The following is a 12,553-nucleotide window of genomic DNA, read 5'->3' on the forward strand; positions in this document are numbered from 1 at the left end:
CGAGCCGCGCTGCCGAGCAGGGTTGCGGCGACAGCAGGGAGGCTCGGATGAAGCGATACGATCTGGTCATCATCGGGGCGGGCATGATCGGGCTGGCCCATGCCTGGCACGCGGCGCAGGCGGGGCTATCGGTCGCGGTGGTCGAGCGGTCAGGCGCGGCAGACGGTGCGTCGGTGCGCAATTTCGGAATGCTGGCCATCGTCGCGCAGAAACCGGGGCCAGAGCTGGACAGCGCGCGTGCCGCGCTGGAGGCGTGGCAACAGATCGCCGCCGGGGCGGGGATTTCGATGCGGCGCGCCGGGTGCCTCTTTGCCGCGCGCATCCCCGAAGAGATGCAAGTGCTGGAGGAATGCGCCAGCGCTCAGGGCCACGCCTTCGAGCTTGTCTCCGGCGCTGATTTGTCGCACCGGGCCGGTGTCCCGCTGCAGGCGGATCTGCTGGGCGGAATCTGGAGCCCGGATGCCTGGAAGGTAGATCAACGGCAGGCCATGGCGAAAATGGCCGCGTGGTTGCAGCGCGCGCATGGCGTCACGTTCCATTTCGACACCGAGGCACGCGCGATCGCCGGAAACATCGTCGAAACCGCGACCGGCGCGATCCACGCAGATCACGTCATTGTGTGCGCGGGCGACGAGTTCGCTACGCTTTTGCCCGAAGCCTTTGCCGCCAGCGGCGTCACGCGCTGCCGCCTTCAGATGCTGCGCACGGTGCCGCAACCCGCGACATGGCGGCTGGACCCGTTCCTGTTGGGCGGGCTCAGCATGACCCGCTACAGCGTGTTCGCCGACTGCTCCGGCCTATCTGCGCTCAAGGCGCATCAGCAGGCCCGACAGGCGGCCTGCCTGGCAAACGGCATCCACGTCATCGCCTGTCAGGAGGACGATGGCAGCCTGACGATAGGCGATTCGCATCATTACGGGGACGGGGCGGGCCCGGCTCGCTCCGAGGAGGTCGACCAACTGTTACTGGGTGAACTGGCGGCTCTGGCGGCGTTACCGGAGCCAGAAATCGCGAAACGATGGATCGGGTGCTATGCCCACCTGCCGGGAGAATCGGCGCTGGTGCTGCACCCACTAGACGGAGTGACGGCGGTCACGCTGACCAACGGGCAGGGCATGACCCACGGGCTGAGCGTTGCACGGGGCGTCATCGGCACGCTTTTTGGCAGCGGCTGACGGAACCCGGCACCGGCATTCGGTCACATTCAATCTTCACGATCAGGTGACACTTCGCGCGGAGGGCGGCCGATCACGTCTTTGAGATCGTCCAGCTCGATGAAATTGTCGGCCTGGCGGCGCAGTTCGTCCGAGATCATCGGCGGCTGGCTGCGTATGGTCGAGACCACCGAAACACGCACACCCTGACGCTGCAGGCTCTCGACCAGCGGGCGGAAATCGCCATCGCCGGAGAACAGCACGATATGGTCCACACGCGGGGCCAATTCCATCGCATCGACGGTCAATTCGATATCCATGTTGCCCTTGACCTTACGGCGGCCCTGGCTGTCGGTGTATTCCTTAGCCGCCTTCGTCACCATCGAAAAGCCGTTGTAATGCAGCCAGTCTACCAGTGGCCGGATCGGCGAATATTCATCGTTTTCCAGCAATGCCGTATAGTAGAATGCGCGCAGCAATTTGCCTCGGCGCATGAATTCCGCCCGCAGCAACTTGTAGTCGATGTCGAATCCCAGCGATTTGCCGGCGGCATATAGATTCGATCCATCGATGAACAGCGCGAGCCGTTCGTCCTTGTAAAACATCTGAAATTCCTTTCGAATGAATTTCCGCCCAGTCGATGTGAGTGGGTAAGTGGTCAGAAAAAGAGGCGGGATGGATGCGCAAAACTATGCTTTATCGCCTTGCGCGGCAAGGCCCCAACGCGTGACTCTAGGGTGCCCGACGTGAAGTCAAGTAGCGTTTTCTTGATCGCACTGGGTGGAAATCTGCCTTCGGCGGCAGGTTCGCCAGAGCAGACCCTGCGCGCCGCATTGGCGATTCTGGGCAAACAGGGCTGCGACGTGGTCGATGTCAGCAAATTTTACCATACGCCATGTTTCCCGCCCGGGGCGGGCCCTGACTATGTGAATGCAGCCGCGCGGCTGGCCTATGCGGGCACGCCGGCTGACCTGCTGGAAGTGCTGCACCGGGTCGAGGCCGAGTTCGGTCGCGAACGGGTGCAGCGTTGGGGGCGGCGGACGCTGGATCTGGATCTGATCGCGGCAGGCGACACGGTGCTGCCGGATGCGCAAGGATTCGCCCGATGGCACGACCTGCCCCCTGACGAGCAGGCGCGCGCGACACCCGATCGGTTGATAGTGCCGCACCCGCGCATGCATGATCGCGCCTTCGTGCTGATCCCATTGGCGGACATCGCGCCAGAGTGGCGCCACCCGGTGCTGCAACGCACGGTGAGCGAGATGCTTGACACCCTTCCCGAACAGGCGCGTAAAGAGGTGGTCGCGCTGTGATCGGGCGACGATTCGACGCTTGTAAATCTGGATTCGAGCGCGTAGATACGGGCTTTCTGATGGATGACTAGACCGGAGGTCTCATGGCCCGCGTAACTACCGAAGACTGCGTCGACAAAGTCCCGAACCGTTTCGAGCTGGTGATGTTGGCCGCGCATCGTGCCCGCGAGATTTCCGCAGGCGCGCCACTGACGGTGGATCGCGACAACGACAAGAACCCGGTCGTGGCGCTGCGCGAGATCGCGGAAGAAACGCAGAGCGCCGATGCGCTGCGCGAGCGTCTGATCGAGTCGAACCAGACCGAGATCGAAGTCGACGAGCCCGAAGAAGACAGCATGGCGCTGCTCATGGGCGGCGGCGAGGCGGACAAGCCCCAGGACGATGACATGTCCGAGGAAAAACTGCTTCGCGCGTTGATGGAGGCACAAGGGCAGGGCTGAGCCCGGCCCTTAGCCCCATCGTTGCCCCGGAGGCGTGGACCGCATGATCGCCGTCGAAGACCTGATCGAGCTGGTCCGCACCTACAACCCCAAGACCGATGAAGAATTGCTTCGCGCGGCCTATGATTATGGCCGCGAGATGCATGAGGGACAGACCCGGTATTCGGGCGATCCCTATTTTTCGCACCCCGTGGCCGTTGCCGCCATCCTGGCCGAACAGCGGCTGGACGACGCGACCATCGTGACCGCGCTCTTGCATGACACGATCGAGGACACCCGCGCCTCCTATGCCAGTGTCTCCCAGAAATTCGGCCGCGAGGTTGCTGATCTGGTGGATGGTGTGACCAAGCTGACCAATCTCCAGCTTTCCAGCTCCGAAACGAAGCAGGCCGAGAATTTCCGCAAACTCTTCATGGCGATGTCCAAGGACCTGCGGGTGATCCTGGTGAAACTCGCCGACCGGCTGCACAACATGCGCACGATCAAGGCGATGCGCCCGGAAAAGCAGGTCAAGAAAGCACGCGAGACGATGGACATCTTCGCGCCGCTGGCGGGCCGGATGGGCATGCAGTGGATGCGCGAAGAGCTCGAGGATCTGGCCTTTCGGGTGATCAATCCCGATGCGCGCGCCTCGATCATGCGCCGCTTCATCACGCTGCAACGCGAATCGGGCGATGTGATCGACCGCATCACCGGCGACATGCGCAAGGAGTTGCACAAAGTCGGCATCACGGCCGAGGTGATCGGGCGGGCCAAGAAACCCTATTCGATCTGGCGCAAGATGCAGGAAAAACAGATTGGTTTTTCCCGCCTCTCCGATATCTACGGCTTTCGTATCATCACCGAAACCGAAAATGACTGTTACGCGGTGCTGGGCGCGATCCACCAGCGCTGGCGCGCCGTGCCGGGCAGGTTCAAGGATTACATCAGCCAGCCCAAATCGAACGGCTACCGCTCGATCCACACCACCGTTTCGGGGCGCGACGGCAAACGCGTCGAGGTGCAGATCAGAACCATCCAGATGCATGACGTTGCCGAAACCGGCGTTGCGGCGCATTGGTCCTACCGCGACGGGGTGCGCTCCGAGAACCCGTTTGCCGTCGATCCGGCGAAATGGATCAATTCGCTGACCGAACAGTTCGACGCCGAAGAGGATCACGAGGATTTTCTCGAAGCGGTCAAGCTCGAGATGTACGCCGACAAGGTGTTCTGCTTCACCCCCAAGGGCGACGTGGTCAAGCTGCCGCGCGGTGCCACGCCGATTGACTTTGCCTACGCGATCCACACGCGGATCGGCAATGCCACCGTCGGCGCCAAGGTTGACGGCATGCGCGTCCCGCTCTGGACCCGGATCAAGAACGGCCAGTCGGTCGAGGTCATCATCGCCGATGGCCAGACGCCGCAGGCGACCTGGCTCGACATTGCCACCACTGGCAAGGCCAAGTCGGCCATTCGCCGCGCCCTGCGCGAACTGGACCGTGGCCGCTTCATCAAGCTGGGCCGCGAACTGGCACGCGCCGCCTTCGAGCATGTCGGCAAGCGGGCAACCGACAAGGCGCTGGAAACCGCGGCCAGCACGCTGCGCATCGGCGGCGTCGACGAGCTGCTGGCGCGCATGGGCAGCGCCGAGCTGACCGGTCGCGAAGTGCTCAAAGCGGTCTATCCCGATCTGACGCAGCCCGACGGCAACGAGGTCAGCCGCGATCGCGCAGTGATCGGCCTCGCCGCGGATCAGCACTTCGATCGTGCGCGCTGCTGTCAGCCGCTCCCCGGCGAGCGGATCGTGGGGATCACCTATCGTGGGCGCGGCGTCGTGCTGCACGCCATCGACTGCGCCAATCTTACCGCGTTCGAGGATCAGCCCGAGCGTTGGGTCGATCTGCAATGGCACGCCGGCACGCACGAGGCGGCCTATGATGTGTCGCTCGATGTGACCATTGGCAACGATGCCGGAGTGATGGGGCGTATTTGTACCTTGATCGGCGAGCGGAAGGCCAATATCTCGAACCTTACGTTCATCGACCGCAAACCGGATTTTTACCGGCTGCTCGTCGAAGTGGAGCTTCGCGACGCCGAGCAACTGCACAGCGTCATTTCCGCACTGGACGCCGAAAGCAATGTTGCCGAAGTGGTAAGGCACAGAGATATCGCGCAAGGTGCAGCCGTAGTACGAGCTTAATGTCAGGAGCCGATCCAGGTGGTTTTCAAACGTCGAGACAAGCGACCCGTTTGGAAAGCTGTTGCCGATTTCTTCTGGCCGAAAGGTGGTTGGGGCCGCGCCGCGCTTTACGTCAAGCACCGGCTGCGGCGTCTGCCTGACCCGCCGCACCGCATTGCCCGCGGCATCTTTGCCGGTGTCTTCGTCTCGTTCACACCATTCTTCGGATTTCACTTCTTTGCCGCCGCTCTCCTCGCCTGGCTGATGCGTGGCAATATCCTGGCGTCGCTGCTGGCGACATTCTTTGGCAACCCCCTGACATTTCTGGCCATCGCGACGATCTCGCTTCAGACCGGGCATTTCCTGCTCGGCAAGGGCGGGACCATGCCCGAGGAATCGCACCGCTCGCTGGGGGGCAAGTTCGTCGATGCTGGCAATGACTTCATAGACAACCTCTACGCGCTCTTTACCGATGATGTGGCGCATTGGAGCAAGCTGCATGTCTTCTACGACGACGTGTTCTTTCCCTACATGATCGGTGGGATCATACCGGGGATGATTGCCGGGATTGCGTGTTACTATTTCAGCCTGCCATTGCTGATCGTCTATCAGAATCGCCGCAAGAACCGGCTCAAGAAGAAATGGGTCGAGTTGAAGAAGAAAGCCGCGCTCAATGATGCGAAGAAGCCCGGCGCGGAGTGAGAGCCGCCACCCGGCAATAGCGCGCCCCTGCGGCAGACTTTCGCCTTTCAGCATGAAGCGCATTAGGCTTAGTCTGGACGCGACTCGTCCATTCGACCGAAGGAATCCGCCATGCCAATTACCGAACGCCTGCGCCTCGGCGTGAACATCGACCACGTTGCCACCGTCCGCAACGCACGCGGCGGTGATACGCCCGATCCGCTACGCGCCGCGAAACTGGCCGAAGAGGCCGGCGCCGACGGCATCACCGCGCATCTGCGAGAGGATCGCCGCCATATCTCGGACCGCGATATCGACGCGCTGGTAGAGGCGCTTACCGTGCCGCTCAACTTCGAGATGGCCGCGACCGACGAGATGATGCAGATCGCGCTGCGCCACAAACCGCACGCCGTCTGCATCGTGCCGGAAAAGCGCGAGGAACGCACCACCGAGGGTGGGCTGGAAGTGGCCCGCGAGGAAAAACGTCTGGCGAACTACATCGCCCCTCTGCGCGAGGCAGGCTGCCGGGTGTCGATCTTCATCGGGGCAGACAGCAAGCAGATCGAGGCCGCCGCGCGCATAGGTGCCGAGGTGATCGAGCTGCACACAGGTGCCTATTGCGACGCCCATGCCGAAGGCCGCCTGGTCGCGCGCGACACCGAATTGCAGGCCCTGCGCGAAATGTCGGCCTACGCCCATTCGCTTGGGCTCGAGGTGCATGCCGGGCACGGGCTGACCTACGACACCGTGGCGCCCGTCGCCGCCTTCCCCGAAGTGCGCGAGTTGAACATCGGCCACTTCCTGATCGGCGAGGCAATCTTTCGCGGCCTGAAACCGGCCATCGCGGAAATGCGCGCTCTGATGGACGCGGCACGCGGTGACGCGCTGAAATCCACCGGATGAATTATCTGCGCTACGCCCTCGTCTTTCTGGCCGTGGCCTTTGGCGCGGGGCTGGTGGTGCGCCTGCTCGAGGGGCGGGTGTCCGAACTGGGGGCGTCGACGCAGCTTCTGGTGCCCGCGATGATCGCAGCACTGATCGAAGGGCAGCGCCACGCACGCACCCACAGGGCACGGCCCGCGCGGGCCGAAATCTGGGGATTCGTCTGGATCGCCACCGCGCTGGCGACCGGGCTGAACCTGGCGCTTGCCTATCTGGCGGGCGGATTGCTGCCCGAGTTCGGCAAACTGGCCATCGCGCATTTTGCCTCGCAGCAGTTCCTCATCCTGCTGGGCATCTACACGGGGGCCTACCTGATCTCGAACCGGTTCTTCTTTGGCATCGGCGTGTCGACCGAGCTGGGCCGGCAGGCGCGGGGGAATGACAGGTGAGCGGGTACGAAACCGGCCTCCTGCTGCTTGCCTGGGCCGTCGCGGGCGCCAGCCCGGGGCCTGCAACGCTGGCGATTTCCGGCACGGCGATGGGCGAGGGGCGCATCGCCGGGCTGGCGATCGCGGCGGGCATCTTCTGCGGGTCGGCTTTCTGGGGCATCGCGGCGGGCGCAGGCATGAGCGCGGTCATGCTTGCCAACGCCTGGGTGTTCGAGGTGATCCGCTACGCCGGTGCCGCCTACCTGATGTGGCTGGCGCTCAAGGCATTCCTGCGCGCCCTGCATCCGCCTGTGGCCACATCGACACGCGCCGCCCGGGGGCTTCGCCGACTGTGGCTCAGGGGGGCGCTGATCCACATCACCAACCCCAAAGCGATCCTGTCCTGGGGCGCGATCTATGCCATCGCGCTGCCGGCCGGCGCGGGCCCCGGTGCTGTCTGGGCGCTCTTTTCCATGCTGATCACGGTTTCGGCCTGCGTGTTCTTCGGCTACGGCCTGCTATTTTCCGCGCCCCGTGTCGCGCGCGGCTACATGCGCCTGCGCCGCTGGTTCGACGGGGCATTCGCCGCGCTCTTTGGCGCGGCCGGGCTGAAAATCCTCACCACCAGGCTGGAGGTCTGACCGATGTACCGCATTGCTCTGTTGGCCAGCCTGCTGGCCGCGCCCGCCACCGCCCAACAGGTGATCCCCTGTGACTGGATCGCCCGCGCCGATGCCATCGTCGAGCCGTGGGAGGATCACACTGCCACCTTTGCCAATGGCAAAGTGCGCCTTGCGCTGATGGACGTGATCGAACCGGCGGCAGGCGCCTATCACATCCTGATCCTGTCGCCCCCGCATGACGAACTGGGCGGGCGGCAATGCCGGACGCTGGGGATGACATCGTCCATCGGGTTCAGCGGCATTGATTGGGACAGTCTCGACGCGGGCTATGACCCGGCGGTCGGGCTCACGTTCGAGGTCCATGTCGAAGTCTATAACGGAGAATATTCTGAACGCCGGAACTTGACCTTCACGCTCAATCAGGCGACCGGCGCGATCGGGGCGCAGCTATGGTGAAGGGAGCGCGCGCATGATCCTCGGAATCGGCACCGATCTGGCCAATATCGAGCGGATCGCCGCTACGCTCGACCGGTTTGGCGACCGGTTCCGCAACCGTGTCTTCACCGATGTGGAACAGCGCAAGGCCGAACGTCGCGCCGATATGCCGGGCACCTACGCCAAGCGCTGGGCCGCGAAAGAGGCCTGCTCCAAGGCACTGGGCACCGGCCTGCGCATGGGCATTGCATGGAAGGACATGGCCGTCACCAATCTCGAAACCGGCCAGCCGGTGATGCAGGTGACAGGCTGGGCCGCAGAGCGGCTGGCCGAAATGACCCCTGACGGGCACGAGGCGCTCATCCACGTCACCCTGACCGACGATCACCCCTGGGCGCAGGCCTTCGTGGTGATCGAGGCCCGCCCGCTGCGCAGTGACGAAGGATAGAACCCTCACACCATCGAAGCCCGGTAGGCGGCATGATTTTGTTCTGAAACAGCAAAAACGCGCCAAAACTCCGGGCCGAAGGCTTATCGAATCGTCCGCCGTCCCCCCGCCTTGCCTTGACACCCGTGCCGGGCGCGACCATGAAGCAGGCGACCGAATTCAGGCGGAGACCCCCGGATGGCTAGCGACGACAAGAAGACCAATTCAATTGTCGAAACGATCAAGACTGTTGTCTATGCGCTGCTGATTGCCGGGGTTTTTCGCACCCTGTTCTTCCAACCCTTCTGGATACCGTCGGGGTCGATGAAGGACACGCTGCTGATCGGCGATTTTTTGTTCGTCAATAAAATGGCTTACGGCTATTCCTACGCCTCCTGCCCATCGATCCGCATCGGCGCGCTGGGCATCGACATCGACGCCAGCGACATCTGCGGCTTCCTCGACGGTGACAATACCCGCATCTTTGGCAGCGAGCCTGAGCGCGGCGATATCGTCGTCTTTCGCCACCCCGTTCAGGGCACCGATTTCATCAAGCGCCTGATCGGCCTGCCGGGCGACACCGTCCAGATGAAAGAAGGCGTGCTTCATATCAATGGCGCGCCCGTGGGCCTCGCGGATGCCGGCAGCTTTGACGAAGTGTTCGAGGCCCAAGGCCCGATGCGCGCGCGTCCGCGCTGCGAAAACGGCGTGGTGGGCGAAGGGGCCATCTGCAGCAAGTCGCGCCAGACCGAGACTTTGCCGGGCGGGCACTCGCATTCGATCCTCAACATCACCAATCAGCGATCCGACAACACCGGCGTCTTTACCGTCCCCGAAGGGCATTACTTCTTCATGGGTGACAATCGCGACAATTCCACCGACAGCCGCTTTCCGCAGACCGTGGGCGGGGTCGGGTTCGTGCCCTTCGAAAACCTCATTGGCCGGGCCAACCGGGTGATCTTTTCCTCCGCGGGCGACCGGATGTTCTATTTCTGGACATGGCGGGGGGATCGCTTCTTCAAGAGGCTCGAGTGAAACTCTCCGCCGATCTGAAAGCCTTCTCTGCCCGGCTTGGGCATGAATTTTCCCAGCCGGCCTTGCTGGTGCAAGCGGTCACGCACGCCTCGATGTCCTCGGCCACGCGCCGCGATAACCAGCGGTTGGAATTTCTCGGTGACCGGGTGCTTGGTCTCGTCATGTCAGAGGCGCTGCTGCAGCATGATCCCGAGGCCAGCGAGGGGGTGCTTGCACCGCGCTACAACGCATTGGTGCGCAAGGAAACCTGCGCCGATGTAGCGCGGCAGATCGACCTCGGCGTTGTGCTGAAGCTTGGCCGCTCCGAGATGCTCTCGGGCGGGCGCCGCAAACAGGCGCTGCTGGGCGATGCGATGGAGGCGGTGATCGCCGCCGTCTACCTTGATGCCGGGTTCGACGTGGCCCGCGACACCGTGCTGCGCCTCTGGGGCAAGCGGGTCGGCGCGGTCAAATCGGATGCCCGCGACGCAAAGACCGCGTTGCAGGAATGGGCGCAGGCCCGCGGATTGCCGCCACCCAGCTACACCGAAACCGCCCGCACCGGCCCCGATCACGCGCCGCATTTCACCATCCTGGCGGCGCTGCAGAGCGGCGAATCCGAGTCCGCGACGGCAGGCTCCAAACGTCAGGCCGAACAGGCCGCGGCCACGGCCCTGCTGGCGCGGCTCGAAACCGGCCCGCGCAAAGGGTGATCCCGATGGGCCGCCCGCGACCTTCAGCGCCTGCAATCACACCCATGCCGCCGCTGGCATCTGGCCATGCGCGCCGCGATCGGGTATGGGCTGAGCTTTCTCAACACGAAAAGAGATGCCCATGACCACCCGCGCCGGATTCATCGCCCTGATCGGAGAACCCAACGCAGGCAAATCCACGCTGCTGAACCGCATGGTCGGTGCCAAGGTCAGCATCGTCACCCACAAGGTTCAGACGACCCGCGCGCGCATTCGCGGCGTCGCCATCGAGGGTGAGAGCCAGCTGGTCTTTGTCGACACGCCGGGCCTGTTCAAGCCGCGCCGCCGTCTGGATCGCGCCATGGTCGCTGCGGCCTGGGGCGGGGCTGCGGATGCCGATATCACCCTGCTTCTGATCGAGGCGCATCGCGGCGTGACCGAAGGCGTCGAGCAGATCCTCGAAGGGCTGGGCGAAGTCACCAAGGGCCGCAAGGTGGCGCTGCTGATCAACAAGATCGACCGCGTGAAATCCGAAACGCTGCTGGCGCTGACCAAGGACATGAACGAGCGGTTCGATTTTACCGAGACCTATCTCATCTCCGCCGAGAAGGGCCACGGCGTCGATGCCCTGCGCAAATGGCTGGCCGAAATGGTGCCGGAAGGCCCCTGGCTCTATCCCGAAGACCAGATCGCGGATTTGCCCATGCGCATGATCGCCTCCGAGATCACCCGCGAAAAGCTGACCCTGCGGCTGCATCAGGAACTGCCCTACCAGTTGACCGTCGAGACCGAGAACTGGGAAGAGCGCAAGGACGGCTCGGCGCGGATCGACCAGATCGTCTATGTCATGCGTGACGGGCACAAGGGCATCATCCTGGGCAAGGGCGGCGAGACCGCCAAGGCCGTGTCCAAGGCCGCCCGCGAAGAGCTCGAAGAATTCCTCGGCCGCCGCGTGCACCTCTTCCTGCAGGTCAAGGTACGTCCCAATTGGCTGGAAGAGGCCGAGCGTTACACCGAGATGGGCCTCAATTTCAAGGACGGCAACTGATACCCATGCCTGTCTTTCATCTTTCCAAAAATACCTTGATCCCCGGCCGGCAATGACGCGCCTCACCGCAGAGTTCTGGGTCCACGCCTACCTCGCCCGCCTGCGCGTCCACGACATCCCCGCTTTCGTCGTGGCGCATGGCGACGACACCGCAGGCGCGGTGCTGATCAAGCTCTCGACGCTGGATGGAAACGCGACCGCCTATCAACGCGGCTTCGACATCATGTCAGGCGCGCGGCACTGGTCCGAACTTACATCAGGCCCAGAACCCGAGGTCGACGCCGCCATCGCCCGCCAGCGCAGCTTCGACCCCGATTTGTGGGTGATCGAGGTCGAGGACCGTGCCGGGCGGCATCTGCTGGATGAACCCGGCCTCGCCGACTGACCGCAGTCACCGCGGCCGCGCCAGCACCCGGTCACCACCTCACTCGACGACGATCACCTTGCGCGCCAGCACTTCCTGTTTGCTGACATCAAGAAAGCGCAGCTCGTAGCTGCCCGGCGCATCGGGCAATGGCATCATCACCGGCGGGCCATCCGCAGTCTTGATCGCAGTGATCCAGGTGAAAATCGCCTGATCGCCGCGCGCCAGCGTGATGCGCTGGTCGCCGCCGGGCGCATCCACGCTCCAGCTCACCTCGATCGTGCTGCCCGGTGCGGCGGTGTCGGGCGCGGTCAGGCTCGCCCCGAAGTTCAGCGCTGCATCTGCGGCCAACACCTCGAACCGATGCCGTGCCAGCACCCGCCGGCCTTCGTCCAGCGTATAGCGCAACTCATAGAACCCGGTCTGTTCGGGTGCGTTCAGCTCCGCCTCGGTATTGTCGTCGACGCGGACATAGTCGCCCTTGTTGTAATCGTCGTCGCTACCCATCGGCACGATGCGGATGTAATCACGCGAACTGACTGATCCGGTCCACGAAAACCGCAGCTTGTCGCCCGCGCGTATCTCGTCCGGGCCGCTTACGGTCACTTCCGGCTCCGTGACCTCGATCGGCTGGGTTGCCATCGTCCGCCGACCCTCATCCAGCAGATAACGCAGTTCGTACATTCCGGGGTCTGCGGGCATCTGCAACACGCCGTCAGATTTGTCATCCACCCGGATATAGGTGCCATAAGTGCCATCGTCCGACCCCATCGGCACGATGGTGACAAAGTCGCGATCGCTGACCGCACCGGTCCATGCGATCTTGACCTTGCTGCCTGCCAGTGCGGTTTCGGGGCCGCTCACCGTTACTTCGGGTTCGGTGATCTCGATTGG

16 protein-coding genes are annotated in these 12,553 nt (G+C 63.6%); 14 read left to right on the forward strand and 2 right to left on the reverse strand.

Annotated features, from left to right (window positions below; translation table 11 throughout):
- Positions 1–47: 47 nt before the first annotated feature.
- Positions 48–1,175 carry a TIGR03364 family FAD-dependent oxidoreductase gene (locus O3306_RS13455; protein ID WP_272008167.1) on the forward strand — a complete coding sequence of 376 codons (1,128 nt, stop codon included), beginning with the start codon at positions 48–50 and terminating at the stop codon, positions 1,173–1,175.
- Positions 1,176–1,204: 29 nt separating this feature from the next.
- Here the strand turns inward: O3306_RS13455 and O3306_RS13460 are convergent, their stop codons facing one another.
- Positions 1,205–1,759: a LabA-like NYN domain-containing protein gene (locus tag O3306_RS13460; RefSeq protein ID WP_272008169.1), complete on the reverse strand. Its 555-nt coding sequence runs from the start codon at positions 1,757–1,759 to the stop codon at positions 1,205–1,207.
- A 141-nt stretch (positions 1,760–1,900) separates the two neighbouring features.
- Here O3306_RS13460 and folK point away from each other — a divergent pair, with 141 nt between their 5' ends.
- The 13 genes from folK (at position 1,901) to O3306_RS13525 (ending at position 11,680) form a co-directional block, all read left to right on the forward strand.
- Complete coding sequence (gene folK, locus O3306_RS13465; protein ID WP_272008171.1) at positions 1,901–2,467, forward strand: 2-amino-4-hydroxy-6-hydroxymethyldihydropteridine diphosphokinase; 567 nt, start codon at positions 1,901–1,903, stop codon at positions 2,465–2,467.
- Between the two features lie 83 nt (positions 2,468–2,550).
- Positions 2,551–2,907: a DNA-directed RNA polymerase subunit omega gene (rpoZ, locus tag O3306_RS13470; protein ID WP_272008173.1), complete on the forward strand. Its 357-nt coding sequence runs from the start codon at positions 2,551–2,553 to the stop codon at positions 2,905–2,907.
- Between the two features lie 43 nt (positions 2,908–2,950).
- Entirely contained in the window at positions 2,951–5,086 is a 2,136-nt protein-coding gene (locus tag O3306_RS13475; RefSeq protein WP_272008175.1) for a RelA/SpoT family protein, read from the forward strand.
- A gap of 18 nt (positions 5,087–5,104) precedes the next feature.
- Entirely contained in the window at positions 5,105–5,767 is a 663-nt protein-coding gene (locus O3306_RS13480; protein ID WP_272008177.1) for a DUF2062 domain-containing protein, read from the forward strand.
- A 111-nt stretch (positions 5,768–5,878) separates the two neighbouring features.
- A complete protein-coding gene (locus tag O3306_RS13485; protein WP_272008179.1) occupies positions 5,879–6,649 on the forward strand; it encodes a pyridoxine 5'-phosphate synthase in 771 nt (256 codons plus the stop codon).
- On the forward strand, positions 6,646–7,077 hold the full coding sequence (locus O3306_RS13490; protein ID WP_272008181.1) for an ABZJ_00895 family protein: 432 nt from the start codon (positions 6,646–6,648) through the stop codon (positions 7,075–7,077). Before O3306_RS13485 ends, O3306_RS13490 begins: the two co-directional genes overlap by 4 nt.
- Positions 7,074–7,697 (forward strand): LysE family translocator, encoded by a 624-nt coding sequence (locus O3306_RS13495; protein WP_272008183.1) that lies wholly within the window; start codon positions 7,074–7,076, stop codon positions 7,695–7,697. Before O3306_RS13490 ends, O3306_RS13495 begins: the two co-directional genes overlap by 4 nt.
- Positions 7,698–7,700: 3 nt before the next feature.
- Positions 7,701–8,135: a hypothetical protein gene (locus O3306_RS13500; protein WP_272008185.1), complete on the forward strand. Its 435-nt coding sequence runs from the start codon at positions 7,701–7,703 to the stop codon at positions 8,133–8,135.
- A 13-nt stretch (positions 8,136–8,148) separates the two neighbouring features.
- Positions 8,149–8,562: a holo-ACP synthase gene (acpS, locus tag O3306_RS13505; protein WP_272008187.1), complete on the forward strand. Its 414-nt coding sequence runs from the start codon at positions 8,149–8,151 to the stop codon at positions 8,560–8,562.
- A gap of 177 nt (positions 8,563–8,739) precedes the next feature.
- Positions 8,740–9,576: a signal peptidase I gene (lepB, locus tag O3306_RS13510; RefSeq protein ID WP_272008189.1), complete on the forward strand. Its 837-nt coding sequence runs from the start codon at positions 8,740–8,742 to the stop codon at positions 9,574–9,576.
- Positions 9,573–10,268, forward strand: a complete 696-nt coding sequence (rnc, locus tag O3306_RS13515; protein ID WP_272008191.1) for a ribonuclease III — start codon at positions 9,573–9,575, stop codon at positions 10,266–10,268. Before lepB ends, rnc begins: the two co-directional genes overlap by 4 nt.
- 121 nt (positions 10,269–10,389) lie before the next feature.
- On the forward strand, positions 10,390–11,295 hold the full coding sequence (gene era / locus O3306_RS13520) for a GTPase Era (RefSeq protein WP_272008193.1): 906 nt from the start codon (positions 10,390–10,392) through the stop codon (positions 11,293–11,295).
- A 52-nt stretch (positions 11,296–11,347) separates the two neighbouring features.
- Positions 11,348–11,680: a DUF1491 family protein gene (locus O3306_RS13525; protein ID WP_272008195.1), complete on the forward strand. Its 333-nt coding sequence runs from the start codon at positions 11,348–11,350 to the stop codon at positions 11,678–11,680.
- A 39-nt stretch (positions 11,681–11,719) separates the two neighbouring features.
- On the opposite strand, the gene O3306_RS13530 is transcribed toward O3306_RS13525, so the two are convergent.
- Positions 11,720–12,553, reverse strand: an 834-nt coding sequence (locus O3306_RS13530) for a hypothetical protein (RefSeq protein WP_272008197.1), incomplete at its 5' end; no start/stop codon positions are given.

It is taken from the genome of Roseovarius sp. ZX-A-9 (assembly GCF_028369135.1).
Classification (GTDB): Bacteria; Pseudomonadota; Alphaproteobacteria; order Rhodobacterales; family Rhodobacteraceae; genus Roseovarius.

What these genes read in the sequence shown, in the direction of transcription:
- O3306_RS13455 (WP_272008167.1), top strand. Translation starts at nt 48, where the DNA reads ATGAAGCGATACGATCTGGTCATCATCGGGGCGGGCATGATCGGGCTG.
- O3306_RS13460 (WP_272008169.1), bottom strand. Translation starts at nt 1,759, where the DNA reads ATGTTTTACAAGGACGAACGGCTCGCGCTGTTCATCGATGGATCGAAT.
- rpoZ (WP_272008173.1), top strand. Translation starts at nt 2,551, where the DNA reads ATGGCCCGCGTAACTACCGAAGACTGCGTCGACAAAGTCCCGAACCGT.
- O3306_RS13475 (WP_272008175.1), top strand. Translation starts at nt 2,951, where the DNA reads ATGATCGCCGTCGAAGACCTGATCGAGCTGGTCCGCACCTACAACCCC.
- O3306_RS13485 (WP_272008179.1), top strand. Translation starts at nt 5,879, where the DNA reads ATGCCAATTACCGAACGCCTGCGCCTCGGCGTGAACATCGACCACGTT.
- O3306_RS13490 (WP_272008181.1), top strand. Translation starts at nt 6,646, where the DNA reads ATGAATTATCTGCGCTACGCCCTCGTCTTTCTGGCCGTGGCCTTTGGC.
- O3306_RS13500 (WP_272008185.1), top strand. Translation starts at nt 7,701, where the DNA reads ATGTACCGCATTGCTCTGTTGGCCAGCCTGCTGGCCGCGCCCGCCACC.
- acpS (WP_272008187.1), top strand. Translation starts at nt 8,149, where the DNA reads ATGATCCTCGGAATCGGCACCGATCTGGCCAATATCGAGCGGATCGCC.
- lepB (WP_272008189.1), top strand. Translation starts at nt 8,740, where the DNA reads ATGGCTAGCGACGACAAGAAGACCAATTCAATTGTCGAAACGATCAAG.
- era (WP_272008193.1), top strand. Translation starts at nt 10,390, where the DNA reads ATGACCACCCGCGCCGGATTCATCGCCCTGATCGGAGAACCCAACGCA.
- O3306_RS13525 (WP_272008195.1), top strand. Translation starts at nt 11,348, where the DNA reads ATGACGCGCCTCACCGCAGAGTTCTGGGTCCACGCCTACCTCGCCCGC.